Below are 26430 nucleotides of genomic sequence, written 5' to 3'. Positions count from 1 at the left end.
TCCAACCTCTTGTGTACATTATAAATAACTTACCATCAAACAACGCATCAAGATGGCTAAGTAATCGGCTTTTATTTATTTGCAGATGGTTTTAAAAAAAGCGCCGGGATTTTTTTACGGCTCCCAAATCATCCCAAAACCATGATCCAGAGGGCCGCTGCCTGCTCCCAAATCGAGGTTGGCCGCCAGTGCTCCGGAGACATAGTCTTTGGCTTTTTTTACGGCCTCTTCTAAGTCCTCGCCAGCGGCCAGATTACAGGCAATTGCCGTGGAAAGGGTGCAACCGGTGCCGTGAGAATTGGGATTCTTTATTCTTTCCCCAGGCAACCAGATTTCAGCTCGTTGATCACCATTCTGAAGCAACAAAAAATCATCAGCAGATTCAACCATATGACCACCCTTGATCAGAATGTTACCAGCGTAGATTGTGGCAATTTTTTTTGCGGCGCTAACCATCTCGGCTTTTGAGCGAATGTCAAAGCCACATAAGCATTGGGCCTCGGGAATATTCGGCGTGATGAGATCCGCCAGCGGCATCAGCTCGGTTTTTAATGCTTCAATGGCATCATTACTCAACAGTTTTCCCCCACTGGTGGCCACCATCACCGGATCAAGAACAACATTTCTGGCCTGATGTTGCGTTAGTTTTCTGGCAATGCTTCTGATGATTTCGGCACGATAAACCATTCCAATTTTAACGGCATCCGGAAAAATATCAGTAAAGATACAATCCAGTTGTTGTTCGACAAATTCACTGGCCACTTCGGCGATCCCATAGACTCCAGTGGTATTTTGGGCGGTCAACACAGTGATTGCGGTCATGGCATAGCTACCATGAGCCATGATCGTTTTGATATCGGCCTGGATGCCAGCACCACCACTGCAATCCGACCCGGCGATGGATAAGACTTTTTTTCTCACAGCAACTCCTTAAAACTCATAATACTCAAATCCGAAAGCTTCTGAATCTCATCCCAATCATTTTTGGAGGCTTCATCATAAACCCCCACCAGCTGACAGCCGGTCGCTCTGGCCGCCCGGATACAATACAGGGCATCTTCAAAAATGGTAATCTGCTGGGCCGGTATTTGTAGCTGGGACACCGCCCGATGGTAAATCTCCGGCTGACTTTTGGGTAAACCAGTCATCCCGGACGTCAGAATAAAATCAAAATGATTCAGCAGACCAAAGCGCTCTAAAATCAGTTCTGTCAAGGACTTGTGTGTAGCGGTTAAAATTCCCATTTTGATGCCCTGATTAAAATACCGATTAAGCACTTCCCGGACAAAGGGTTTTAGTTCGATGTGTCTGGCATAATTATCCCGGATCATCCCATTAATTTCATCCCCCACCTGTTCTTCGGTCATGGCGATCCCATAAACTTCAATAAAATACCGGGCCGATTCAGCAAAACTCATGGTTTTGATGGTCTCATTTAAATCATCCGGGGGAGCAATCCCGTGTTTTCTTAAAAAATCACTGCCAATGTTTTCCCAGGCTGACATCGAGTCAATCAAGGTACCGTCCAGATCAAAGATGATCCCCTCCGTGTTTATACTCACCTGATTCATGCCCTGGTCATCGCCTCAGATAATTGTCGAAGTTCCCGGGTTGCTTTGCGAATATCGGCTTTTGAAAAAATCGCCGATACCAGGGCAACCCCGTCCACTCCCGTGCCTGCTAAGCAATGAATATTGGTTTCGTTAAGCCCGCCGATGGCCACCACCGGAATCGATACTGCCTGACAGATCGCCGCAATCGTTTCAAAAGCCACCACCGTGGCATCGGTTTTGGTATCCGTGGCATAGATGGCCCCAACTCCGATATAGTCGGCACCATCGGCTTCGGCTTTTAATGCCAGCTCCACCGTATCCGCCGAAACACCGATGATTTTATCCCCGATCCGTTTTCGAAGCTCTCTGGCATCCATATCGTCCTGACCAACATGTACCCCATCGGCATCCACTGCCAGAGCCACCTCAACGGCATCATTAATAACAAAGGGAACTTTGTAGGCATCGGTCAGTTTTTTAATGGCCCGGGCTTCCCGGATAAAGTCCTCAATTTCCAGCTCTTTTTCCCGCAACTGAATAAAAGTAGCCCCACCTTTTAAGGTTTCTTCCACCTGCTCCACCAGGGTTTGATCACCCAGCCAACTGCGGTCAGTAACCGCATAAAGTAACATTGCCTGCTTATCGAGTTTCAATCTTGATTCCTCCTGCTAATGTTTGAGCATCCATTCGGCTCATGGCGTCAATCAGGTAGGTACGAAAGGATGCCGTTCCGGCCTGCTCAGCCGCAACCCTGGCAAAGGCCAGCTCGCCACACAGGCCCATGCAACTGACGGCAGCGGCGGTAGCCAGCAGCAGATCATCAGGATTGGCGCCACAATAACTGCCAATCACCGTGGTCAGCATACAGCCGGTGCCGGTAATCCGGGACATCATCGGGTGACCGTTGCGAATCACCAGGGCTTTCTGGCTGTCGGCGACAATGTCGATGGCGCCGGTGATGGCAATAACCGCCCCGGTTTTTTGGCTGAGGGCTTTGGCAAAAGCAACCATCCCGTCCAGATTATCTTCACTGATGGCATCACTGATATCAGCATCAACCCCCTTGGTGGTGCCGCTACCTGAATCGATGGTTTTGATTTCCGAGACATTGCCCCGGATCACGCTAAACTGTACTTCCTTTAACAACGTAAAGACGGTCTCCGTCCGCAGTGTCGAAGCACCAGCGCCGACCGGATCGAGAATTACCGGCCGACCGAGACGGTTGGCTTCTTTCCCAGCCTTAATCATTGATGCCACCGTCCGTTCGTTAAGGGTGCCGATATTAATGACCAGGGCATTGCAAATGGCAATAATTTCTTCCACCTCATTGATATCGTCAGCCATAATCGGGGCCCCACCACAGGCCAACACGATGTTGGCGCAGTCGTTCACGGTCACATAGTTGGTGATGGAATGAACCAGCGGCGGCTGATTCCTGACATTTTCCAGGATTTTTCTTAACATAAGCTTACCTCTTTCCACTAATAAAATTCTCTTTCCTGATCGTGACACTCCTGATTTAAACAAAAAAAACTGTACACGAATGCACAGCAGTTTGACATAAATTCCCTACGCCGGCATTATCCGTATCAGGTACATGGGTCGAAGCAGCGATTTACTTCCTCTCAGCCTAAATGCATAAGCTCCCCAACTCTTTAATTGTGATAAAGGTTATCATATCACTTGATTTTTGTCAACGGGGTTCCAGTCCGATTTGACAGTTTGAAGCAGCCATTGAATTCTTAATTTAACTTAAACTTAACCTCTTTCAAAGTTTGGCTAAAGGTTCAAGGCCTAAGATAAACACTAGAGATAAACATCTCCTCTTTTTCTTTTCATTCCTAATATAAAAAAACAGCACGGTCATTCGGACCGGCTGTTTTTTTTTGCAGTTTTTACTGTCTCAAATCATAAATTGCTCCGGTTGGACATTTTTCCAGACAAGTTGGATTACTGCATTTTTCCAGACAAATTTTCGGATTAACCACCGCCAGATTATTTTCAACTGTGATGGCATCGTACAGACAGCTTTTTGTGCACAGTCCACAGCCCAGACAATCCACCGAACACAGTTTGCGGGCAATTACGCCCTTGTCCCGGGAATTACAGAGCACCGCCACCGGAGCCCCGATGGCCGTCATATGAATAATCGCCTTGGGACAAACCGTGGCACACTTGCCACAACCGGTACACTTCTTTTCATCCACCAAGGGCAGATGATCCGTACCCATGGTCATCGCCCCAAAAGGACAACTATGCACACAGGTGCCAAAACCGACGCAGCCATATTCGCAGCCCTTGGGTCCGCCCTGAATCAGGCTGGCGGCAATGCAATCTTCCACCCCAGCATAATTGTATTTTTTGATGGCATGGGTAATGGTATTTTTACAGCGCACCTGGGCAATCTGCGGTTCAATTTCCGGCGCCGACTTTCCGGTTAATTCCGCCACCAAATCAGCCACTGGCTTTTTCCCGGGGATACATAAATTGGGGGTCACCTCCGGGTTTAACACCACGGCCTCGGCATAAGCCAGACAGCCAGCATAACCGCAGCTACCACACTGACCTTTGGGCAAAATGTCATCGACAATGTGAATCAGCGGATTCACCTCAATTGAGAATTTTTTGTCGGCAAATGCCAGAATCAGACCGAAAATCAATCCGATTGCAGACATTACAATGACAACTAATAGTGCTGTTTCCATCTCTGTCACTCCTCTACAATGTGATCATCCCGGAAAAACCGGTAAACGCCAGGGCCAGCATCCCCGCCAGAATAAAGGCAATGCCCAGTCCTTCCAGTGGTTTGGGGACATCGGCCAGCCGCAGTTTTTCTCTTAAGCTGGCCATTAAAATAATCGCCAGCGCAAAACCCAGGCCCGAACCCACCGCATATACTACACTTTTTAAGAACGAAAAACTGGATTCGGCGTTAAGCAGCGGCACCGCCAAAACAACGCAGTTGGTGGCAATCAGGAGAAGATAAATGCCCCACATATTATAAAGAGCTGGTGCCTGTTTTTTGATAACCATTTCCAGCAGCTGAACAAAGCTGGCAATCAGCAAGACAAATACCGCTGTTGTCATAAAGGTCAGGTTCAGTGGTACCAGCACAAAATTGTATACCACCCAGGCCAGCATTGAACTCAGCGTCATCACCGAAGTGACCGCCATCCCCATCCCAATCGACGCACTTAAGTTTTTTGAGACGCCAAAAAAGATACATAATCCCAGAAATTTTGTTAAGACAAAATTATTAACAATTACCGCACTAATAAATAAAGTAACGTATTCCATTATCGGTCACCCTTTTTTGTTTCTGCTTTCTCCATATATTCAGTCAGCATTTTAAAACCACCCACCAGATAACCAATTAAGATAAAACCACCAGCTGGTAAAATCATAATTAAGGCCGGATCATACCAATCACCAATCACCGGGATCCCAAAAATCGACCCGGCCCCCAACAGTTCCCGGATGCAGCCAATCAGCAGCAGCGCCAGGGTAAAACCGGCCCCCATTCCCAGGCCATCAAAAAACGACGGGATCACCGAGTTCTTCGATGCAAACACTTCGGCCCGGGCCAGAATAATGGCAAACACCACAATAAGCGCCAAATAAATCCCCAGGGCCTTGTAAAGCTCCGGCGCAAAGGCCTGGAGCAACAGCTGCACCAGCGTAACGATGGTGGCAATCGAGGTAATATACACCGGTACCCGAACTTTGGGGTTGACCAGCTTGCGAGTCAGTGAGACTACCACATTATTGGCGGTAATTACAAACATCACTGACAGCCCCATGGTTAAGGCGGTGATCGCCGAGGCAGTTACTGCCAACGCCGGACACAGACTAAGTGCCAGCACAAAAATTGGATTTTCGACAATCAGACCTTTTTTAAAAATATCCCATAAATTTTTCATCTCAGTTCTGTGCCTCCAAGTATTCCATAACCTCTGTCTCGGCGGTCTTCACCCCTGCGGTCACAGCCCGGGACGAAATGGTAGCCCCGGTGATGGCCTGGATATTCTCGGTATTGGCCGGATCTTTGGTCACAACCATGGCCGCCGCTGTTTTACCGTGGAATTGCTTCTTAAACTCATCTTTTGCAACGCCATCGCCCAGTCCCGGAGTTTCGTTGGCCGACAAGATTTGATAGTCAATTTCTTTACCTTCCGGCGAAACTGCCACCAGCATTTTTATGGTACCACCATACCCCTTGGTGTCGGTCGGGATAACATAGGCGATCGCCGCACCGTTTTTGTTGGCAATAAACCAATCGGTTTTTCCTTCCACCGGGATGAATTTATCCGAATCGGCCACCAGCTGCTGCATCATTTCGGTTTTAGTATTTTCGGTATTCTGCCGGGTGATCGGGGCCGTGAAATAATACGTTGTTGCAATAATTGATCCCGAAATAAAGCAAGCAATGGCCAGATTGATAGCGATCTTAAAAATAGAATCGTGTTTGCTTCCATGTTCTACTGTCATTTTGCTTCCCCCCTCAGTCCAAATCGGACTGGCTGAACAAATCGATCTATCAGCGGTGTGATGCTGTTCATTAATAAAATCGAATAGCAAACGCCTTCCGGATAGCCACCCTTTAAGCGAATCAGGACGGTGAGAATCCCGGCCCCTAAGGCAAAAATCACCTGACCTTTAATGGTAATCGGGATGGTTACCATATCGGTGGCCATAAAAAAGGCACCGATGATCAGCCCCCCGGCCATCATATGAAAAAGCGGATCGCCGGTAAAGAGTCCGGCCGGACCAAAGACCCAGGTCAGAATCCCCACCGTCCCCACCATCACCACCGGCACTTGCCAGTTAATGTATTTTTTATAGATTAAAAAGCCTCCGCCCAGTAGCAGCAATACCGTTGACGTTTCGCCAATGCTGCCGTTTCTGGTGCCCAGGAATAAGGCCTGATACATGTCCGGGGCCGAACCAAAGGTCTCAATCAGTTTCTGATAGCCCTGCTGTTTTAAAATATTAAGGGGCGTCGCCGTCGACACCACATCCACCCCGGTGGTCATCTTACTCCACGTTGTCATCGCCACCGGCCAGGAGATCATTAAGGCCGCCCGCCCGATATGGGCCGGATTAAAGATATTAAAACCCAGGCCGCCCATGGCGTGTTTGGCGATGACAATAGCAATAAATGAACCCACAGCTGGCATATAAAAGGGAATCGTCGGCGGCAGACACATGGCCAGCAGCAGTCCGGTTAAACAGGCACTGCCGTCACCGATGGTGATGGTCTTTTTTCTGATTTTCTGGGTCAGATATTCAAATAAAACCGCTGATCCCATCCCAATTAACAGCACAATCAGAACCCGATATCCGAAATTAAAGGCGCTAAACAGGGCTGCCGGCGTCAATGCAATGATCACCGTCCACATTATTTTAGCAATGGACTGATTATCCCGAATATGGGGGGACATCGAAACATTAAATATTTTATCATTCATTGTTGTATCGACCATGATGCTTAACCTCGATTTTCTTTCAATTTTGCAGCTGCATTCTGCGCTTTGCTGTATTTAACATACTGGACAATATTCCGTTTGGCTGGACAGGCAAAAACACAGCTGCCACATTCGGCACAATCAAAAAGTCCGTAATCTGCTTTGGCCTCTTCATAAAGTCCCCGCTCACTTAAAATACTGAGCATACTGGGATTAAGTCCCATCGGACAGGCATTGACGCAGCGGCCACAACGGATGCATGAGGCCTCTTTACCGGTATTGGCTTCTCCTTTGGCAATCGCCAGAATTCCGGATACCCCTTTAATAATGGGAATATCAATACTGGGTTCGGCCATCCCCATCATCGGTCCGCCCATGATAATTTTTTCCGGACGGGTTAAGAATCCATCACAAAATTCAATTGCTTCCCGAAACGGAGTGCCGATCCGAACCCTGATGTTTTTCGGATCTTTGATACTGCCGCCGCTGACTGTGGTGACCCGCTCAATCAGCGGAATTCCCTGGGTTACAGCATCACAGATGGCTGCCACCGTGCCGACATTCTGAACCACCACACCGACATCCATCGGCAATCCCCCGGAAGGAATAATTCTTCCCGAAACGGCATTGATCAGCATTTTTTCAGCTCCCTGGGGATATTTCGTCGGCAGCGCCACTACTTCCACCGGTAAACCGGAAAAGGCATCAGTCATTTTTTTAATGGCATCTTTTTTATTATCCTCAATTCCCACCAGACATCTTTCCACCCCCAGAACTTTCATGGCGATTTTTACGCCAGTGACAATCCGGGGCCCTTCTTCCAGCATCATCCGATGATCGGCGGTTAAATAGGGTTCGCATTCGGCAGCATTCAAAATCAGCAAATCGACATGCTTGTCTTTTTGCAGGGTTGATTTTACGTGGGTTGGAAAGGTTGCGCCTCCCATCCCGACAATTCCGGCATCACTGATTATTTTTAATAATTGGGCAGCATCCAATTCTTCCCAATTGCGTGTTAGCGGGAGCCCTTCTTGCCACTCATCTTTGCCATCACTGCTGATGACAACCGCCTCGCATTTTCCAAAGATGGGATGGGGATGACTGCCCACATCGATGACCTGTCCCGATATGGAGGCATGGACATTGCTTGAGACAAAGCCATCGGCTTCGCCAATCACCTGTCCTTTTTTAACCAGATCGCCCTTTTTTACAATCGGCACACTGGCGGCACCAATATGCTGCCGCATCGGAATCACCGCTACCTCCGGTAACGGCGCCGTTTCAATTGGTTTTCCCGCCGTAGCGGATTTGTTGTCTTTGGGATGAACCCCGCCGCGAAATGATTTAATCATTTTTCCACCTCTTTTTTCCTTTGCTACTTTTATTTATGCTACTTTTGTTTGTCAGACCCGGTTTAACTAACACAGGATTTTGGTGATCACTGGCAGCAGCTTGTCATTCTTTTTTACTGCCTGATCGTAGCGTTTCAGATAGATCACTGCAACAGTGAAGAACACACTTCCGCCGACGATCTGAAACGCCAGCACTGGCTGTCCCAAATTCGTCCCGAGAATGCCACCACCAAGAGCTCCGACAAAAAGTGCCAGCAGTGGTAGCAAATAAACCACAAACGCTGCCCATAACATGTTTGCTTCCTGGATTTCGAAAGCCACCCGTTGACCAACTTTGGCACCAATCAAGTTTTGAACCTCGACAACCATGGCATTATCGCCGGGGCAAACCCCACAGTTTTCACAATCACCATGGCGACTGGCCTTAACCTTAGCCTTATTTTCACTGGTTTCGATGACAATTCCGGTCTCTTCTCTGCGCATTTCGGTTCACTCCAACATTCTACTCGATTTATTATGAATCCTCGCCAGTTCATTGCATTTAATTCACTTAACAAGCTATTAATAAAACTATTCATTCAAACTTCGGTAAGTGATTCTGCTTTTTTGATCAACTTTCTTCTTATTAAATAAGGCATTATGATTTTGCCTTTTTTGGGGTCTCAAATCGAACTTAATTATACATTTAAAAAATTGAATTACAAGGGAAAATATGGAATTTATCCGAGGTTGTCTTTTCCTGTTCACTCCCGGGATCATCGAGTAATAATTAACCATTTTTCACTGCTTTACGAAAATTCATTAAAACGTTTTCTTTAAATCCCGCAATTAAACCATTCATTTCAAATCTGTTCATTTCGGCTTTTTTCTGCGATAGTATAAATATTAACAATCGACTTTTTCGTAATCATCACCCAGCTGGCTATGAGCGAATTTTTACCCTCAATATTTCACCTGGTTAATCAAATAGAAAAAAAGTTTGCGGTTCTTTGGGAAATTTTCGATTTAATTTCGTCATTTATTTAACAAATCATTCCTTTTATTAAGTCATTCGATCCTATTTTTACTAAAACAGCTTTTATTCTTAAGACTTAATTGTCATAATATCGCTAATGTGATCTGGTTACGGAGAAAAAAATAAGCTTTTGTTACAATAAAAAAATGTTAATTGTTCTATTTTAATTAAGGTTCACTGATCCTAATCCTTAATAAGGAGGTTATATGGATTATTTTATTGCCTTTCTGGAAGGCATCATCACCTTTATCTCTCCCTGTCTTTTGCCGATGCTGCCCATTTATATCTCCTATTTTGCTGGCCAAACCCCGGGTGATAATAATCGTACCGTTATCATTAATGCCCTGGGCTTTGTGCTCGGCTTTACAGTAATCTTTGTTTTGCTTGGTGCTTTTGCCGGCAAGCTTGGCAGTGTTCTGATTGAATACAACACCCTGATCAATGTGGTCGGCGGCGTTGTGATTATTCTATTTGGCCTGAATTTCTTGGAGATACTAAAGATCCCGTTTCTAAATACCAATCATCAACTAAACCTTAAACATTCCCACACCGGTTTCTTCTCGGCATTACTTTTGGGGATCGTCTTTTCCATCGGCTGGACGCCCTGTGTTGGTGCGTTTCTGGGTTCAGCTCTAATGATGGCCGCCTCCAGCGGTGATACACTACACGGTATTTTGATGCTGTTTTCGTTTTCCCTTGGCCTGGGGATTCCCTTTGTGGTTTCAGCTATTTTGATTGATCGGATGAAATCGACCTTTGATTTTATCAAACGGCATTATGAGGTCATCAATCGGATTTCCGGTGGACTGCTGGTTGTCATTGGACTACTGATGGCCACCGGACTGTTGGGCTATTTTCTATCACTTTTAAGTTTTTAAGGAGTATCTCATGACTAAACAAACTAAAACAATTATCGCCATCGTCGTCTTTGCGGCCTTTCTGGCCATCGTCTATTGGGGCTACACGGCCTTATCGCAAAGTTTTAAGCCGCAAACGCCGGCCGCTAACAGCAGCGACTCAGGGCAAACTGAAGAACTCCAGACGGCTCCGGACTTTACCGTCTTTGATCAGGATGGCAATCCGGTCAAGCTGTCCGATTTCGCCGGAAAACCGGTGGTTCTTAACTTCTGGGCCTCCTGGTGCCCACCCTGTAAAAGCGAAATGCCTCATTTCAACACTGTCTATCAGGATCAAAAAGATGCAGTTATCTTTCTGATGATTGATCAGACTGATGGGCAGCGGGAAACAAAAGAAAAGGGGCTTCAATACGTCGCAGACCAGGGTTTCGTCTTCCCCGTTTATTTTGATACCCAACTGGAAGCCAGTACCGCCTATGGCATCTCATCGATTCCCACCACCCTGTTTATTAACCCCGAAGGCAAAATTGTCACCGGCTATCGTGGTGCCATCGATGAAGCGACCCTGCGCTCCGGCATTGAAGCAATCAAAAAAAACGATTGATGCTCACATCAACCGTTTTTTTTGATTTAAATATAATCGGAGAAATAAATTTTCTCATTGGCGATGACACTCTCCAGGATCGCCACTGTTTTTTTGCTGGCCTCCAGCCGCTCAATTTGCTGCAGGTAGGTGGGCCGCTTATAGCCAAGTAGCATACAGGTTAAAATACCGATTTCCAACGTGACCCGGTTTTCTGAAGGTTCATCAACTAAAACCGGAGCCTGACCGGGGCTGAACTTGACGGTAAAACTGCGATTATTCCACTCCAATACGGTGTCAATAACCTCAAAGGTCACCGCTTCATTGATATCGGTATTGGAAAAGTGATACTGCCTGAAAAACCCTTCGAAATCCACAATCCGAGCCATAATATAAGGGCGAATGGTTTCTTTCATATCGCTGTCACCAAACAGAAACGAAATGGTATGGTTGTTGTAATTGCTGCCAACCACCTCGTTGATCATCGATTCATGAGCCGCAATATAACCCCACAGCCCTTTGCGGGCCTCCTGGTTTAAATAAACCATTTCTTTGACATGGAAGACATCATTTTCGATCAGGTAGACCAGATAGCCCAAAGGGCGATCATCTTCGCCATAATAAATAGCTACCGTGACATCCTCCACATCCCAGCGCCAGTATTCCTCCCAGACCAGTTCATTGCGAACCAGACAACCATGGGTCTGCCGGGCAAAGGTGTCATGAAGGGCAATCAGATCAGGGCTGTTTTCCCTGACCCGCTTCACTCGTCCCGGTACATCAATATCCCGAGGCAACTGGTGGTCACGGATCTGATAAGTCATCTTATCAGAGACCACCTCCCAGCCTTTATGCCGATAGAGAGGATGGGAATAGGGATATAAAAAGGATATGCACTGGTTGCGTTCATACATGGTTTCCAGACTTTTTTTCATCAGCCCGGACATTAACCCCAGGCCCATGTATTCCGGATAAGTAGCCACGCCAGTAATATAACCCATCTCATAAATACTACCGCTGATATTGACCTGCAACGGGTAAACAGCGATCTGGGCCGCCAGCCGCTCATCCTCAAACCAGCCGATGACCTCGGCTTTTTCCAGAATCGGAAATTTTGACCGCTTAATCTCATCGTGCTTCCAACCGACTTTTAGCAGCTGTTCATCCGTCACCTGAAAGGCATACCTCAAAATATCATTAAACTGCGTTAAATCCTTGGCTTCCAGCCGCTTTAGATGCAAATCTCTTTTTATCGCTTTATTCATTTGACGCTCCTTAGTGTTATTATTTTATTTTATACCCGAAATATTAAATTAGACTCAATGTCAACTTATGGTATACTAGAAAATATTCGATAAAGCGAGGTATCAATATGCTAAAAGAAAACGATCAGACATTTCTTCAATCCGTTCTGACTTTTTGGGATCATTTAACGCCGCAGCAACAGTCCCAGCTGACTGATAACGCCATCCCCATAAAATACCGCCGGGGTGAAAACATCCATCGTGGCGAAAACGATTGTGTCGGCGTGCTCCTGATTAAAAGCGGTGAATTGCGCACCTATATTTTATCCGAAGACGGCCGGGATATTACCCTTTACCGTCTGGGCCCGGATGAGGTCTGTATCTTATCGGCTTCCTGTGTCCTTGAAAATATCACCTTTGATGTGCATATTGATGCCGAAACGGATTGTGAAGTCCTCCTGATTAAGTCCTCGATCTTCCAGCGTATTTGTAATGAAAACATCCATGCCGAGAATTTTTCCTATAAATCGATGATTGACCGTTTTTCGGACGTGATGTGGGCGATGCAGCAGATTCTCTTTATGAGTTTCGACAAGCGGCTGACCATCTTTCTGCTGGATGAGGTGGCCCGTACCGGTTCTACCACCATTGTGATGACCCACGAGCAAATTGCCAAATATGTGGGGTCTGCCCGGGAAGTGGTTTCCCGGATGCTGAAATATTTTGAGAACGAGGGGTATGTGCACCTGTCCCGGGGTAAAATTGAAGTGATTGACAAGGTGCAATTAAAGGAAATTATTTAACGCCCAAAAAATTAAAAGAGCAACTGATTTCTCGGTTGCTCTTTTTGGGGCTATTGAGCCACTAAATCTAAAATATCCGCTTTGGATTTTGCTCCCACAGATTTCTTCACTACTACCCCGCCCTTGACCACTGCCAGGGTCGGGATGCTCATGACCTTAAATTCAGCGGCCAGTTCCTGTTGTTCATCAACGTTTATTTTTCCGACCTTTAAAGTAAAGACCTCATCGGCGATTTCGTCGATGATCGGCGAAACCATCTTGCAGGGGCCACACCAAGGTGCCCAAAAATCGAGTAACACCGGTTTATCGGAATTGATGACTTCCTGTTGAAAATTATCTTTAGTGATTATTACTGCGCTCATATCTTTAATCTCCTTAATCGTTAATTGGTATGTCTTTATTATAACCATTTTAGATTAATACTCCGTAACTTGATCACAGAGTTACAAATTTCTTAAAGTTACTTACGCAAACCCCTGATTAATGCCCCCGATGTTTCTGCTTCTTCTTTTCCTGCCGCAGATCAAATTGGCGTTGCTTTTCTTCCTCGGTTTTCTGGCGGTTAAACGCTTTTCGGATCATCTTCTTATTTTCCTGCTCTTCTTTTAATGCCTGCTGCGCCTTGGTTCCAATGCTTTTTGCGGCCATTTGACGATTGATATCCCGCCTCATCCGCTTGGGATTGATCCGCTTCTCGGGCGCTTTTTCATCAGCAATCGGCTGACTAAATTGGAGCCGGTTATAATTTTTAAGCAGAAATTCATAGATTTCTCCGTCTTTGGGTTCCGCTCCGAACGTCACCTTGGCCACTTTCAGAGTTTCGCCATCTGCGCTTTCAAAGACGCCCACCCAGAAGGGGTCGTCAAAAAAAACCGTCAACTTGCCAGTTACTTTGTCCATATTCAATTCCTCCTAGAAAATAGTGACAAAGAACGGACAACCTTAGGAGGCAGGTTACTGACAGGATGATCCTGCGTCTGGACTACCAACCAGAACTGTGTTTTTATCTTTGCTTTTATTATAACACGATGACCGGATTGATCAAGTCTGCTCATTTTTTATTTTTAAATATTGACCTGACTACCAGTTGCTAAATAATTAACCTGATCGCCCAACATGGTTTTCAACATTTGATAAGGCTCTTCGCCAGTACAATGGCAGGTATAGTACCTTGATTCGAACCCCAAGAGCTCATTGCCAATGCTCTCGATCAGCTCTTTCGACTCTGATTTTTTTTTGGAGCGGTTATAAAGATGAAATCCGCCAATGACAACGGTCGGTTGCAGATCATAGTTTAATGCCATATGATCGAGAATATTGATAATACCCCGATGAGCACAGCCCGCCACCAGCACCAGCTGATTTTTTTCACGGATGATCAGATTCTGTTCGTGTCCAAAATCATCAGCCATCCGCTGCCCATCTTTTTCCATCAGCAGATCAGCATTGGCCGTGGCGCAACAGCGTTCTCCCTGAACATTTGAAAAGATGCATAATTCATCATCAATCACAAAATCCTGCTCTAAAAAGACAAAGCGGGGGTTGGCAAACAGTTCCTGATCCAGGCCAATATAGGACTCACCATTGTTGCGTTTTGAAAAATGATTTTCAAAGGCTTTACCATTGATATAGATGGCCGCCTGATCATTGATTTCCAGAAATTTTTTCAAACCGCCCCCATGATCATAATGACCATGACTGATGATCAACGTATCAACCTGAGAAAGATTAACCCCCAGTTTTTCGGCATTTTCAGCAAACAGACTGCTGGCCCCCACATCAAACAGCAGTTTATGGGTTTGGGTTTCAATGTAAAAACTGAGACCGTGTTCGTTCTGAAAAGCATCAGATATCGATGTATTTTCTGCCAATGTTACAATTTTCATTTTACCACCCGCACCTATTCCTGATTTGCTTCGATCGTTTCTGTTCCGTCAAGCGGTGTCACCGCTTCATCCGTTTGATTTATCTCGCTTTTTTGAAACATTTTTTTATTGCTTCGTCCGCAGCCACAACCTTTTCCGAATCCATAAGCATTTATTCCTGAGCAACGTCCCAATCCTTTTCCACTACCGGAACCCCGTCCATGGGGACCAGTTCGATCTCTTCCTGGCATTTTGGCGCCTCCTTTAGATTAATGACATATGTTATTTATACTATCATTATAAGCTATCTCAAACATCTGTCAATCATTATTTTGAATCCCTTTAAGCCAGTAAACCGCTCAAACAAAAAGACACCGGATTAAAAATAAAACTTCCAATCCGGTGTCCGCTACTCTTATGCAGTACCTCATTAATGGCCCTGCCCTTTTTATCAATAGTGTTCAGCTGCTACTTGCCTTTACTAAAAACGATTATCTCTTTTATCCCCTTTAAGCTGTCAATCAGGCATAGCTAAGCTTCTTGACCTTTTTCAAAATTTATCTACCGCACCTCTTAAAGTTTTTCGACTATACTCGAAAAACTATTGATTATTTTTCTTTTTTCGGTTATATTACAGATAAAGAGGTGGTTTTATGAAAAATAGAGATCTATATCTTACACAGCTCATCCAATATCGGGATAAACCATTAATAAAGGTAATAACTGGTCTCCGCCGTTGTGGTAAATCAACCCTGCTTTCTCTGTTTGAGAATCATTTGATTGCCAGTGGTGTTACAAAAGACCACATCATTCGGATGAATTTTGAATCCTTTGAATTTGATCAAATCTCTACCTATAGAGAACTTCACACCTATATAAAAGATCAGCTTAAAAGTAGCAGTGATCGACATTATATTCTCCTTGATGAAGTCCAACAGGTTTTATCATGGGAAAAAGTAGTTAATGCTTTTCTTGTTGATGCCAATGTCGATATTTATATAACCGGATCCAACGCTTACTTACTGTCTTCAGAGCTTTCCACCCTGCTATCAGGTCGTTATGTTGAGATCAAAATGCAGCCCTTATCATTTAAAGAATACCTGGATTTTACTGGCAAAAACAGCGACCAAAATCTTGAAGACAAATTTAATCAATATCTAAAGCATGGCGGACTTCCCACAATCATTGAATTGCTCGATCATCCAGATACAATCGGCCCCTTCCTGGAAGGGATCTATAATACCGTGATGATGAAAGATGTTATTGAACGAAATGGCGTCAGAGATGCCGCCCTGCTTGAAAGCATCTTAAAATTTATCGCTGCTAATATCGGTTGTGTTGTCTCAACCAAGAAAATCAGCGACTATTTGACGAGTAGCGGCCGAAAAACAACCAGCGACACCATTGATAATTATCTCAAAATGTTATCAAACGCTTTCATAATTTATAAGGCAAACCGCTATGACTTGAAAGGAAAAATGTTTTTAAAAACCCTTGAAAAGTATTATATCGTCGATATGGGAATTCGAAATCAACTGACTGGACTACGAAATACTGATTATGGTCATGTTTTAGAGAATCTCATTTATCTGGAACTCGTAAGACGCGGTTACGAGGTCGCCATTGGGAAAATCGGCAGCTTGGAAGTTGACTTTATCGCTACGAAAACTGATGAGAAAGTGTACTATCAAGTCTCTGCAACAATTTTAGATGAAACGACACGAGCGCGCGAATTACGACCACTTGAAGCCATTTCTGATAATTATCCAAAATATATTCTTACCATGGATCACACTGTTTTTAATGACTATTCCGGAATCAAAATTAAAAACATCCTCGAGTTCCTGCTGGAATGATCAATTCCCGGGAAAAATTCAAGTGGTTGATGCGATCCAGACAACAGTAATTATTTAGGCCATCAAAAATTTAAAAGCGCAACGGATTGAGCGGTTGCGCTCCTGTTTTCCATAAAGCTTGGCTTTAGTCCAAGCTAATTCCCAATTGGATGATTCTCTTAATTTTCAAATTGCTTCCACTTTGTCAATATCTGTATGTACTTTTATTTTTTTAGGAGTTCTTTTTTACATATTTTACCTCACTCAAACTGCGCCTGATACATCTGCCAATAATGCCCCTGCCGTTTCATCAGTTCTTCATGGGTGCCCTGTTCCACCACATCGCCTTGATCCACCACCAGAATCAAATCAGCGTTCTGGATCGTGGAGAGCCGGTGGGCGATGACAAAACAGGTTTTATCTTTCATCAGCTGACGCATGGCTTCCTGAATCTTTTTTTCGGTACGGGTATCAACGTTGGAGGTGGCCTCATCGAGGATCAGCATCTTGGCGTCCAGCAACATCGCCCGGGCGATGGTTAAAAGCTGCTTCTGGCCCTTGGAAATATTGGTGCCATCATCTCTTAAAATCGTATCGTAACCCTGGGGCAGATGCGCAATATAGGAATGAATGCGGGCCGCCTTAGCGGCCGCCACCACCTCTGCCATGGTGGCATTTTCTTTGCCATAGGTCAGGTTTTCAAAGATGGTGCCATGAAAAATCCAGGTGTCCTGAAGCACCATGGCAAAGGATTTGCGCAGGCTGTCCCGGGTCAACGCCCGGACTTCGTTGCCATCCACAGAAATCGTCCCGGCTTGGGTATCGTAAAAGCGCATCAGCAGATTGATAATCGTGGTTTTACCGGCCCCGGTGGGGCCGACGATGGCAATCAGTTTACCCGCTTCGGCCTCCAGACTTAAGTTTTTAATGATCACCTGATTGGCATCATAGCTGAAGCGGACATCCTTAAGCACAATATCACCCTTGACACTGGTTAGGTCGATCATCGTATCGGTATCCCTGGCCTCAGACAGTTCATTTAACAAGGCAAAAACCCGCTCGGCCGCCGCCAGGGACGATTGCAAGTCGTTCATGATGTTGGCCATTTCATTTATCGGTCCGGAAAACTTGCGGGAGTACAACACAAAGGATGAAATCTGCCCAATCGACATCGATCCCGCCAGATATAACAGCGCCCCAAAGACACTGATACAGGCCAGCGAGACATTGTTGATAAAATTGATGGTCGGAAAAATCATACTGCCGTAATATTCAGCATTATAATAGGCGTCCACCGCCTGCTTGTTTTTGCTGTTGAATTTCTCAATGGTATGCTCTTCCTGATCATAAATTTTTAAGGTCTTCTGGCCCGATACCATTTCCTCCACAAAGCCATTAAGCTCCCCCAGTTTGCGGGAACGTCTGCTAAACAGTGGCCGGGTCTTTTTAACCAGGTAACGGGACATCAGGATTGACGCCGGTACCGTAAAAGCAAAAATCAGCACCAGTTGGGGAGAAATCGCCAGCATCATCAAAAATGAGCCCAGCACAGTAATCACCGCTGAGGATACCTGGATCAGGTCACTGGAAATGGAGCTGTTGACCGTATCAATATCATAGGTAATCCGGCTGATGACATCCCCAGTCTGATGGACATCAAAATAACCCACCGGCAGATCCATCAGCTTATTAAAGACATCCCGGCGCATGGCAAAGGTAACCTGGCGACTGATCCGGATCATCATCACTTCCAGAACATAGGTCAGTCCGGCTGAGCCGATATAAAAAACCACCATCCAGGCCGCATAATAAAACACCTGACTAAAATCAACCCGACCCGTACCCAGCTCAATGGCATCAATGGCGTAACCAGAAAGTAGCGGCCCCACCAACGCCAGCAGATTACTGCCGATAGTCAGTGTGATCGCCGCCAGCAGTTGCCATTTATAGCGCATCAGATAGCCCCCCAACTGGATCAGGGTCCCTTTGCGGTTTTGCGGTTTTTCAAATTTCTGTGATCGTCGCATCGCTGGACACCCCCATCTGGGAATGGCTGATTTCCCGATAAATTTCGCAGCTCTTCATTAAATGCTTATGCTTACCATAGCCGATGGCCACACCATCTTCCAGCACCAGAATATGATCGGCGTGTCTAATGGAACTGATTCGCTGGGCGACAATAATAATGGTGGTGTCGCCAAAATTTTCTTTTATCGCCTTGCGAAAAGTGGCATCGGTTTGATAATCCAGGGCGCTTGATGCGTCATCCAGCACCAGTATTTCCGGGCTGGCTGCCAGCGCCCGGGCAATCAGAATCCGCTGTTTCTGACCGCCACTGAGATTGGCCCCTTTAATGGATAACTGCTCGCCGGATTTATCCGCTTTTTCATCCACAAATGCTTTGGCACCGGCGCAGACGATTGCCTTTTTTATGGCTTCTTTTGAGAGATTTCGGCCCAGATCGATGTTCTCCTCAATGGTGGCTTCAAAAATCATATCATTCTGAAAGACCACCCCGAATTTTTGATGTAATTCCCGGGGATCCATGGACCGGATATCCCGACCAGCTATTGAGATTTTCCCCTCATCCACATCATAAAGCCGCATCAGCAGATTTAACAGGGTCGTTTTTCCAGCCCCGGTTTCACCAATAATTCCTAGAGTTTCACCCTTTTTCAGGGTAAACGAAATATTGGTCAGATTGGGTTCTTCTTTGTTGTAGGAAAAGGTGACATTTTGAAATGCCACAAAGGCATCATCTTTTACAGTTTCCCCATCTTCGGTCACTTCCTGAACTGCCAAAATATCCACACTATCCAGGGCCTGGATAATCCGCTCCGCCGAAGCCGTGGCCTTTGGCCACATCTCAAACAATTTGGAAAGCGCCAAAACAGCATGAAGAATAATCGTGAAATAGGTCATAAAGGCCAGGATGATACCCACTTCCGAGGTGCCGTTATTGACGCCATAGGCTCCCACCACCACCACCGATACCAAACCCAAATTGAGACAGATATTCATGGCCGGAGAAATCACCGCCACCGTCATCCGGGCTTTTTTCTCCCGGTTCACCACATCGGTATTAATGGTATCAAAGCGGTTTTTCTCATAGTCGGTTTTGGACAGTGCTTTGATGACCCGGATCCCGTTGATGTCTTCTCTGACCACTCGGACAAAGCCATCCAAGGCCTGTTGCAGTCCGGCAAAAAGCGGCATGCTTTTTCGGGAAACCAGGATGATAATCAGCATCATGACCGGCATAATCCCGATTAGTACCATTGCCAGCCCGGGATCCAGGGTCATTGTGATAATGATCCCGCCGACTAGCATAATTGGAGCCCGCACCCCCAACCGCTGAATCCGGATGATCATCTGATGCACAATGTAGGTATCGGCGGTTAATCGGGAGATTACCGACGGTCTGGTCAGGGTATCCATCTGATGATTGGAAAAATAGATCACCCGGGCAAACAGATCGTGACGGATTATTTCGGTGGCGTCACTGGCCACCCGGGCGGCCATCCGATTGGCAATAATGTTAAAGACCATCCCAACGATGGCACAGATCACCATTACCCCGCCCCAATAAAAAATCGGAGCTTTTTGATTTAAGGGAATGACCTGGTCAATAATCAAGGCCAGAATTGAGGGAATAATCAGATCCATGATCGAACCGGTAAATTTAAAAAATACGCCAATCGCCATCCGGCCATAGAAAGGTTTTAAATATTCGGTGATAATTTTTTTCACAAGGCACCCCCTTCCGTTGTCATTATTTGTCTGCTATGGTTTAAAAAAATTAACTATCTTTAATTTTACCGTTTTTTAATGATTAATCCAGTCCTTTTTATATTTATAAACGACTGCCCTCATAAAAAAAGCAACCTCCGCTTAAGAGATTGCTTCCTGCCCTGCTATTTTATCTGATTTTCCAGCGTCAACAACTTTTGTTTGATATCCAGTCCGCCGCCATAACCCACCAGACTGCCATTGGCCCCAATTACCCGGTGACAGGGGATGATGATGGATATGGGGTTCTTGTTGTTGGCGCCCCCCACCGCCCGACAGGCTTTTTCATTGCCGATGGCCCGGGCAATATCCTGATAGCTGCAAACCGCTCCGTAGGGAATGTCCTGAAGGGCTTTCCAGACCTTTTGCTGAAAGTCGGTGCCCTGCGGACAAAGCGGCAAATCAAAGCTGCGGCGTTTCCCCAGCAGATATTGCGCCACTTGCTGGCTGGCTTCTTTTAGTAATGGTGTCTCCCGATGATTGACCTGATCCGGCAACGCTTTTTCAAAACTTAAGCCGGTAATGGCTTCGCCGTTTTCAATGATTACGATTTCCCCCAAGGGGGTTTGATAACAAAAACCATTTTTCATCATATTCACCTTTTACCTCAATCATCCTATTCGTTTAATTCAATTGCCGGTATTGCTGTTTTTGCATCATTTCCCAGACTTTTGGTTCTTTGGCATCAAGATCTTCATTAAACAGGCAGGCCCGGCCGATCTGGTTATTGTCGTAGGTTTTGAAATAATAGGTGCCAGTATTACAGACCATGCAGGCCGTATACTGGGTAAAATCGATGCCCTCATCGGTGATCACACTGCCCTTGGGAATATCGACTGATGCCAAAATGTGAAAAGCGGCGTTAATGCACTCTTCCTCAGTTTCGATGGGATTAATGGCCTCCCGGCCAAACAACGCCCGTAAAAACCGCGATGGTGGGGTGTAATCTCCCGGCAGACCAACACTTCCGGAACCACCGCCAAAAGGACTAAAGGTCAGGCCATTTAACTGAATCGAACCGGTTTTATTCGGCGAAACCCCAATATAATTGCGGATATTGGTTAGATGCCAATTGAAGTCCGGACTGTTGGTCATCACCCCCAGGGGGTTGTCATGGATCACAATGCCCTCTTTCATCGGTTCAATCACCAGGGTTCGGCCGGTTTTATCGGTAATGATCCAGTGTAACGGGGTAATGACGTTCATCATCTTAAGAGGTGTACTGACAATATTGAGCTGCAAAATCCCCGCCTTGACTTCTTCAAGGGTTGCGAAGTTGGTCAGCAGCCAGCCGACAATTTCGTGAGGCGCCAGATTAATGTGACCGGGGATGACCGCATCGCTATACTCGGCATAGCCCGGGAAATATAAACTGGCACAGGCCAGTCCGGCTTCGTTGAGACCATCGGCAAAAAGATAGGTGCCCAAATTTCGACCGATGCCCATCATCGCATACTTGACCGCTCTTGGGGTTTGATCCACCTCCGATTCAAGCAAAAACTTCCTCGGCACACAGATCAGCTCCGGATCCAATAAAAAAGCAAAATCCATGGTTCTGGCCAACGTATTAATCTGGTTCGTTGTCATCAAAGTAAGGCTTGTACACATTAAGAATTACCTTCTTTCTACTACTTTTTTAACCATTATATCTGTTTTTTTAGAAATAGTAAATCATTAAGAACGCTTAATTCGTAACGGTTGCCGCATCGCCTAAAACCGTTGTTGTGGCTGTGCTGGTTGTTAGTATTTAATCACGCCCATGGCCTCTAAAATTGAGCTGATCAGAATTGCAACAATACAAAGCGGGGCGATATATTTAACCATAACAATAAACAACTTTTCCCGTTTAAAGGGTGATGACAGCTTGACCTCGTCGGTGATGATCTTTGTTTCCAGCACATGACCCACTAGGATACAGGTAAAGAAGGCTCCAACCGGCATCAATACGGAGTTGGTAATGAAATCGAAAAAGTCCAGAAAGTTAAAACCAAAAATGAGCACCTCGCTCCAGACGCCCTGTCCCAAAGAAGAAGGTATCCCAATCAGGATTGCCAGCACCGTAACAATCAGTACCCCTTTTTTGCGTTCCCACTTAAACTGATCACAGACTGTTGCCACCACGGCTTCCATTAAAGAAATCGAAGAAGTCAGCGCCGCAAACAAAACCAGCAAAAAGAAAACGCCGCCCATCACATTGCCAAAGCCCATCGTTTCAAATACTTTGGGCAGGGTGACAAACATTAAACCGGGGCCCTTATTAAGCGCTGTCGGATCACCACCGGAGAAAGCAAAGACCGCCGGTATAATCATAAAGCCCGCCAGAATGGCAATCCCGGCATCAAACAGCTCAATTTGCTTAACCGATGTTTCCAGGTCATCTTTTTTGCTGAGATAGGAACCATAGGTGACCATAATCCCCATGGCCAGCGACAACGAGTAAAACATTTGGCCCATGGCGGCCAAGACTGCCTGAAAACTGAAATTAGCCAAGTCCGGATACAGAAAATACCAGACCCCGGCCATGGCCCCTGGCTGCATGATTGAATAAATTGATAAAAAAACCGATAAGACAATCAATATTGGCATTAAGATCTTACTGGCTTTCTCGATGCCATCCTTAACCCCGCGGATCACCACAAAGGTGGTGGCCAGAACAAAAATAGCCTGCCAGATAATCGGTTCAATCGGTTTGGCGATATAGCTTGAAAAATAATCGGCGCCGGTGGTAGCCACTCCGCCACCGGAGACAAAAACTAAAAAATATTTGATTACCCAGCCCCCGATTACACTGTAATAAGGCAAAATCAGAAATGCCACCAGAGAGGCAATCACTCCCACAAAACTAAACCGTTTATCCAGGGCCCGATACGCACCCATGGGACTCAGCTGGGCTTTACGGCCAATTGCCAACTCAGCCGTCATAATTGTAAAACCCAGGGTCAAGACAAAAATCAGGTAGATGACCAGAAACAGACCACCCCCATATTTGGCCGCCAAATATGGAAACCGCCAGATATTCCCCAGCCCCACTGCCGATCCGGCAGCTGCCAGCACAAAACCTATTTTACTTGAAAACTCACTTCGTTTATCCACACAATTCCTCCAACCGTTTCTATCGCAAATTTATTTTTGCTTTTTTACGCTATTTTGTCCGTGTATCTCGAACAAATTCGCACCTTTACTATTTTAACCGTTTTGATATTTTTTGCCAGTACTTTTTTTTAAATTAAATCATCTATTTAGGTCACTAATCATTTAAATCAAAAAGCAACCGTTAAAAAAACGATTGCTTTTGATTGATTTTTAGCTGATCTCGCTAAGTACCAGCTGGTTTTTCTGCTGTGATTTTTTTACATCAATAATCCGCTGATTATGTGAGCCCCGGAATTTCAGCAGCAAGCTTTTTTGTTCCACTTCAAATCTTCCATCCACCAGCAGATCGGTGTGTTCCAATAGCTGCTGCCACGATTGCTCCGGTTGCGCCAGCAGCGTTTCATAGGTGTAACCGGTATAGGTCATCACATGATAACCGGCTGCCTGGGCCCGGCGGGCCAGTTCCGAAAACCCCACCGACTGTGCGAAGGGTTCGCCACCGCTTAGGGTAATGCCATCCAGTAGCGGATTCTTTTTCATTTCGTCAATGATGGCGTCTATCGCCACCAGGTGACCGCCGCTTAAATCATGGGTGTCCGGGTTGTGACAGCCCTCGCACTGATGGGGGCAGCCCTGGGCAAACACCACAAAGCGAATGCCTGGTCCATCCACAATCGATTCCTTAACCACCCCGGCGATTCGTATTTGGGAGGTCACTGCAATTGCTCCAACCGTTCCCCACCAGCCATTTGACCAGCCGCATTAAAATGATTGATCCGATCTCTTACTTCCGCTTTTTTGGCATCATTGAAACGATCCAGGGTCCCTACCAGATAACCGGTGATCCGGCGTATCCGTTCAAAGGGAACATCGCCTTCGCTTCGTCCACAATTCGGGCACACATCGCCGATGATGCCGGTATAGCCGCAAACCGGGTCGCGATCCACCGGATGATTGATGGAACCAGTATATAAGGTGAAAATTTTATAATAAATGCGTAGAAATAGTTCTTGTTTTATTGCTCAGTACTTTTATGTTAACTTGTAAAATGATGGTATTTATGGTATGATATATAATATATTAATAAACCATTACGGCAAAGGCGGTGAGCATTATTAGACATACTCGAATAAAAACTAGAACATATACAGATAATACATCCAGAAGTATTCCTCTAACAACTATGATCGTTGAATATAATGATAAAGTTCAAATCTTAATCCCGTTATATGAATATCAACTTAAAAAACATATGATGAGCAAATCTTGGCATGATAAATTATTACAAGCTGTAAACCTTTTGTTGGACTACATGGAAGTGAATCAAGACTGTTATTCATCACCTGAAGAATTCTTCGCATCTTTTGCAGAAGCTCTATATTGTGGAACCATCAATGAAGATGGATACGACAAAAGTCGACTCTATTGGATTCCAAAGAAAACAGACACCGCAAATAGACTTTTAAACCAGTTGAGTGAATTTTCAGATTGGTTGTGTAATAATTATGGATCAATACAATTAAATCCTTGGCGAGACGCAAACAGCTATGAACAAAAATTGAACTGGATCGCTCAAATCAACAAAAGTCAGCGTTCTTTTTTGGGGCATTTGGACAGTTCATTAAACATGAGTGGGACAGCAAGAAAAGTCCGGAATTTAATTATGCGTAGAAATCCTGTTTCGGCACGAGGCGGAACAAAAGCTTTCCCTGAAGATCAAATCAACATGTTGCTTTGGGAAGGGTTTAATAAAACGAACAAAAAAAACAACTTATCTTTACTTGATAGCTATAATTGGCGGGATATAGCAATAACGATTCTTATGCACGGCGGCGGATTAAGACACAGCGAGGTTTTACATCTATGGGTTCAGGATGTAATGGACGACCCATATGATCCAAATTTAGCTTTAGTTCGAATATATCACCCATCCGAGGGCGCACCCCCAAAAGATTTTATCGATCCTTTAAACGGTAAGCCTCTGAATAATAGAGAAGCATATCTGCGGTTAAAATACGGTTTACAGTCAAGAAATCAATACATTTCTAATAATAGTCGCTTTGCAGGCTGGAAAGACCCAAAGCTGGATAATGAGCGAGAATATTATATGCATGTCTATTGGTTTCCTCGAGAATGGGGCTATATTTTCAGGAAAGTATGGAAAATGTATTTGCTAAAGCGGATGCATGAAAGAATAGAGGAAAAGCACCCATTCGCATTCGTTTCCTTTTATCATAAGAACAAAGGCGAAATGCTAAGTATGAGTGCGAGCAGAGAATCGCATGCTAAAGCAGTTGAAAAAATTGGCCTTACTGTTAGCAAGACTTCCGGGACTACAGAACATGGACATCGGCATGCCTACGGTCAGCGATTAAGCGTGTCTGGTATAGACCGCAGAATCATTCAAGCCGCGATGCATCATAAATCGGCTGAGTCTCAAAACGTTTATACAGAACCAACGATCATAAACGTGACAAATTCACTTAATAAAGCAACTCAAGCACTTGAAAACGGAACTAAACTACCTATGGAAGATGATATAGACGCATTTTTTAATCAAGAAAAAAAAATAAAAAAACGTTTCATTTAAAGGAGCAATCAATGACAAATAAAAAAAATTCAGACGATAATACATTTAGATGGGTTTTAAAATTAGATGTTGATTTTGAAAAATGGAGACAATATGCAGAAGCTTGGATTAAAACTTTAGACGGTGGCATATCAGTAGCCAGAAGATCAATTACTGTTTTTTTCAAGCGATATCTTTATGAGCAACACCTTACAAAAGATCCTGCTAAATTTTTAGATACCAGCTTTGAGGCTCTGGATTTTTTTGAAATTTGCTATGGTCATAGCAAAAGTCAATCGACTAGCGCTTATGATGCCAGAAAAATAAGTTCATTCATTGACTGGGTCTTGGAAAACTACTTCTCCGTTAAAACTGAAGATGGAAAAACCCTGGTTTCCGAAGATTAT

General features: G+C 45.1%; 29 protein-coding genes and 1 riboswitch. Of the genes, 6 read left to right on the top strand and 23 right to left on the bottom strand.

The features are described from left to right. Positions 1 to 114 precede the first annotated feature (114 nt). The 11 genes from thiD to B3F51_RS08030 form a co-directional block, all read right to left on the bottom strand. Positions 115 to 921, bottom strand: a complete 807-nt coding sequence (thiD, locus tag B3F51_RS08080) for a bifunctional hydroxymethylpyrimidine kinase/phosphomethylpyrimidine kinase (protein ID WP_286946473.1) — start codon at positions 919 to 921, stop codon at positions 115 to 117. Further along, positions 918 to 1562 (bottom strand): HAD family hydrolase, encoded by a 645-nt coding sequence (locus B3F51_RS08075; protein WP_286946471.1) that lies wholly within the window; start codon positions 1560 to 1562, stop codon positions 918 to 920. Before B3F51_RS08075 ends, thiD begins: the two co-directional genes overlap by 4 nt. A 5-nt stretch (positions 1563 to 1567) precedes the next feature. Continuing rightward, positions 1568 to 2206: a thiamine phosphate synthase gene (gene thiE / locus B3F51_RS08070; RefSeq protein WP_286946469.1), complete on the bottom strand. Its 639-nt coding sequence runs from the start codon at positions 2204 to 2206 to the stop codon at positions 1568 to 1570. Next, positions 2193 to 3017 carry a hydroxyethylthiazole kinase gene (gene thiM / locus B3F51_RS08065; protein ID WP_286946467.1) on the bottom strand — a complete coding sequence of 275 codons (825 nt, stop codon included), beginning with the start codon at positions 3015 to 3017 and terminating at the stop codon, positions 2193 to 2195. Before thiM ends, thiE begins: the two co-directional genes overlap by 14 nt. 85 nt (positions 3018 to 3102) lie before the next feature. Beyond that, a riboswitch (TPP riboswitch) is annotated at positions 3103 to 3213 on the bottom strand. A 235-nt stretch (positions 3214 to 3448) separates the two neighbouring features. Continuing rightward, complete coding sequence (gene rnfB / locus B3F51_RS08060) at positions 3449 to 4258, bottom strand: RnfABCDGE type electron transport complex subunit B (protein WP_286946465.1); 810 nt, start codon at positions 4256 to 4258, stop codon at positions 3449 to 3451. A gap of 13 nt (positions 4259 to 4271) precedes the next feature. Continuing rightward, positions 4272 to 4853 (bottom strand): electron transport complex protein RnfA, encoded by a 582-nt coding sequence (locus tag B3F51_RS08055; protein ID WP_139142339.1) that lies wholly within the window; start codon positions 4851 to 4853, stop codon positions 4272 to 4274. After that, on the bottom strand, positions 4850 to 5473 hold the full coding sequence (rsxE, locus tag B3F51_RS08050; RefSeq protein WP_148638171.1) for an electron transport complex subunit RsxE: 624 nt from the start codon (positions 5471 to 5473) through the stop codon (positions 4850 to 4852). Before rsxE ends, B3F51_RS08055 begins: the two co-directional genes overlap by 4 nt. A 1-nt stretch (position 5474) precedes the next feature. After that, entirely contained in the window at positions 5475 to 6041 is a 567-nt protein-coding gene (locus tag B3F51_RS08045) for an FMN-binding protein (protein ID WP_286946462.1), read from the bottom strand. After that, positions 6038 to 7036, bottom strand: coding sequence for an RnfABCDGE type electron transport complex subunit D (locus tag B3F51_RS08040; protein ID WP_070370897.1), 999 nt, complete (start codon positions 7034 to 7036; stop codon positions 6038 to 6040). Before B3F51_RS08040 ends, B3F51_RS08045 begins: the two co-directional genes overlap by 4 nt. 5 nt (positions 7037 to 7041) lie before the next feature. Beyond that, a complete protein-coding gene (gene rsxC / locus B3F51_RS08035) occupies positions 7042 to 8370 on the bottom strand; it encodes an electron transport complex subunit RsxC (RefSeq protein ID WP_228880429.1) in 1329 nt (442 codons plus the stop codon). 66 nt (positions 8371 to 8436) lie between these two features. Beyond that, positions 8437 to 8853 carry a SoxR reducing system RseC family protein gene (locus tag B3F51_RS08030; RefSeq protein ID WP_286946461.1) on the bottom strand — a complete coding sequence of 139 codons (417 nt, stop codon included), beginning with the start codon at positions 8851 to 8853 and terminating at the stop codon, positions 8437 to 8439. Positions 8854 to 9591: 738 nt separating this feature from the next. On the opposite strand from B3F51_RS08030, the gene B3F51_RS08025 reads away from it, so the two are divergent. Continuing rightward, positions 9592 to 10263 carry a cytochrome c biogenesis CcdA family protein gene (locus tag B3F51_RS08025; RefSeq protein ID WP_286946459.1) on the top strand — a complete coding sequence of 224 codons (672 nt, stop codon included), beginning with the start codon at positions 9592 to 9594 and terminating at the stop codon, positions 10261 to 10263. Between the two features lie 10 nt (positions 10264 to 10273). Continuing rightward, on the top strand, positions 10274 to 10846 hold the full coding sequence (locus B3F51_RS08020) for a TlpA family protein disulfide reductase (protein ID WP_286946457.1): 573 nt from the start codon (positions 10274 to 10276) through the stop codon (positions 10844 to 10846). Positions 10847 to 10872: 26 nt separating this feature from the next. Here B3F51_RS08020 and B3F51_RS08015 read toward each other — a convergent pair whose 3' ends face one another. After that, complete coding sequence (locus tag B3F51_RS08015) at positions 10873 to 12090, bottom strand: GNAT family N-acetyltransferase (protein WP_286946455.1); 1218 nt, start codon at positions 12088 to 12090, stop codon at positions 10873 to 10875. Positions 12091 to 12197: 107 nt separating this feature from the next. Between B3F51_RS08015 and B3F51_RS08010 the strand changes: the two genes are divergently transcribed. Beyond that, positions 12198 to 12872, top strand: coding sequence for a Crp/Fnr family transcriptional regulator (locus B3F51_RS08010; protein WP_070370891.1), 675 nt, complete (start codon positions 12198 to 12200; stop codon positions 12870 to 12872). 50 nt (positions 12873 to 12922) lie between these two features. Here the strand turns inward: B3F51_RS08010 and trxA are convergent, their stop codons facing one another. The 4 genes from trxA to B3F51_RS07990 form a co-directional block, all read right to left on the bottom strand. Next, the gene (trxA, locus tag B3F51_RS08005) at positions 12923 to 13234 is read right to left on the bottom strand and encodes a thioredoxin (protein WP_070370890.1); all 312 of its coding nucleotides are present in this window, start codon (positions 13232 to 13234) and stop codon (positions 12923 to 12925) included. A 118-nt stretch (positions 13235 to 13352) separates the two neighbouring features. Then, positions 13353 to 13772, bottom strand: a complete 420-nt coding sequence (locus B3F51_RS08000) for a YjdF family protein (protein ID WP_250934048.1) — start codon at positions 13770 to 13772, stop codon at positions 13353 to 13355. 164 nt (positions 13773 to 13936) lie between these two features. Next, positions 13937 to 14758 carry an MBL fold metallo-hydrolase gene (locus tag B3F51_RS07995; RefSeq protein WP_286946453.1) on the bottom strand — a complete coding sequence of 274 codons (822 nt, stop codon included), beginning with the start codon at positions 14756 to 14758 and terminating at the stop codon, positions 13937 to 13939. A gap of 14 nt (positions 14759 to 14772) precedes the next feature. Next, positions 14773 to 14988 carry a DUF5320 domain-containing protein gene (locus tag B3F51_RS07990; protein ID WP_286946452.1) on the bottom strand — a complete coding sequence of 72 codons (216 nt, stop codon included), beginning with the start codon at positions 14986 to 14988 and terminating at the stop codon, positions 14773 to 14775. Positions 14989 to 15390: 402 nt separating this feature from the next. Here B3F51_RS07990 and B3F51_RS07985 point away from each other — a divergent pair, with 402 nt between their 5' ends. After that, positions 15391 to 16593, top strand: a complete 1203-nt coding sequence (locus B3F51_RS07985) for an ATP-binding protein (protein WP_286946450.1) — start codon at positions 15391 to 15393, stop codon at positions 16591 to 16593. Between the two features lie 239 nt (positions 16594 to 16832). On the opposite strand, the gene B3F51_RS07980 is transcribed toward B3F51_RS07985, so the two are convergent. From B3F51_RS07980 to nrdD, 7 genes are all read right to left on the bottom strand, one after another. After that, on the bottom strand, positions 16833 to 18599 hold the full coding sequence (locus tag B3F51_RS07980) for an ABC transporter ATP-binding protein (protein WP_286946448.1): 1767 nt from the start codon (positions 18597 to 18599) through the stop codon (positions 16833 to 16835). Beyond that, on the bottom strand, positions 18577 to 20322 hold the full coding sequence (locus B3F51_RS07975; protein ID WP_286946446.1) for an ABC transporter ATP-binding protein: 1746 nt from the start codon (positions 20320 to 20322) through the stop codon (positions 18577 to 18579). The genes B3F51_RS07980 and B3F51_RS07975 overlap by 23 nt, the downstream gene beginning before the upstream one ends. Positions 20323 to 20486: 164 nt before the next feature. Beyond that, positions 20487 to 20951: a methylated-DNA--[protein]-cysteine S-methyltransferase gene (locus B3F51_RS07970; RefSeq protein WP_286946445.1), complete on the bottom strand. Its 465-nt coding sequence runs from the start codon at positions 20949 to 20951 to the stop codon at positions 20487 to 20489. Between the two features lie 34 nt (positions 20952 to 20985). Next, positions 20986 to 21969: a choloylglycine hydrolase family protein gene (locus tag B3F51_RS07965; protein ID WP_286946443.1), complete on the bottom strand. Its 984-nt coding sequence runs from the start codon at positions 21967 to 21969 to the stop codon at positions 20986 to 20988. A 132-nt stretch (positions 21970 to 22101) separates the two neighbouring features. Further along, positions 22102 to 23454 carry a sodium-dependent transporter gene (locus B3F51_RS07960; protein WP_286946441.1) on the bottom strand — a complete coding sequence of 451 codons (1353 nt, stop codon included), beginning with the start codon at positions 23452 to 23454 and terminating at the stop codon, positions 22102 to 22104. A gap of 210 nt (positions 23455 to 23664) precedes the next feature. Further along, positions 23665 to 24171: an anaerobic ribonucleoside-triphosphate reductase activating protein gene (gene nrdG, locus B3F51_RS07955; protein WP_286946440.1), complete on the bottom strand. Its 507-nt coding sequence runs from the start codon at positions 24169 to 24171 to the stop codon at positions 23665 to 23667. Then, positions 24168 to 24473 (bottom strand): anaerobic ribonucleoside-triphosphate reductase, encoded by a 306-nt coding sequence (gene nrdD / locus B3F51_RS07950; protein WP_286946477.1) that lies wholly within the window; start codon positions 24471 to 24473, stop codon positions 24168 to 24170. The genes nrdG and nrdD overlap by 4 nt, the downstream gene beginning before the upstream one ends. 86 nt (positions 24474 to 24559) lie before the next feature. Here nrdD and gmtY point away from each other — a divergent pair, with 86 nt between their 5' ends. Both gmtY and B3F51_RS07940 read left to right on the top strand, forming a co-directional pair. Beyond that, complete coding sequence (gene gmtY / locus B3F51_RS07945) at positions 24560 to 26044, top strand: gamma-mobile-trio recombinase GmtY (protein WP_286946439.1); 1485 nt, start codon at positions 24560 to 24562, stop codon at positions 26042 to 26044. An 11-nt stretch (positions 26045 to 26055) separates the two neighbouring features. Next, the coding region (locus B3F51_RS07940) for a VPA1269 family protein (RefSeq protein WP_286946438.1) at positions 26056 to 26430 on the top strand (375 nt) is incomplete at its 3' end.

The organism is Acetobacterium sp. UBA5834 (genome assembly GCF_002435675.1).
Taxonomy (GTDB): Bacteria; Bacillota; Clostridia; order Eubacteriales; family Eubacteriaceae; genus Acetobacterium; species Acetobacterium wieringae.
The sequence above is the reverse complement of the archived record's forward strand: the minus strand, read 5'-3'. Positions and strand labels throughout refer to the sequence as shown.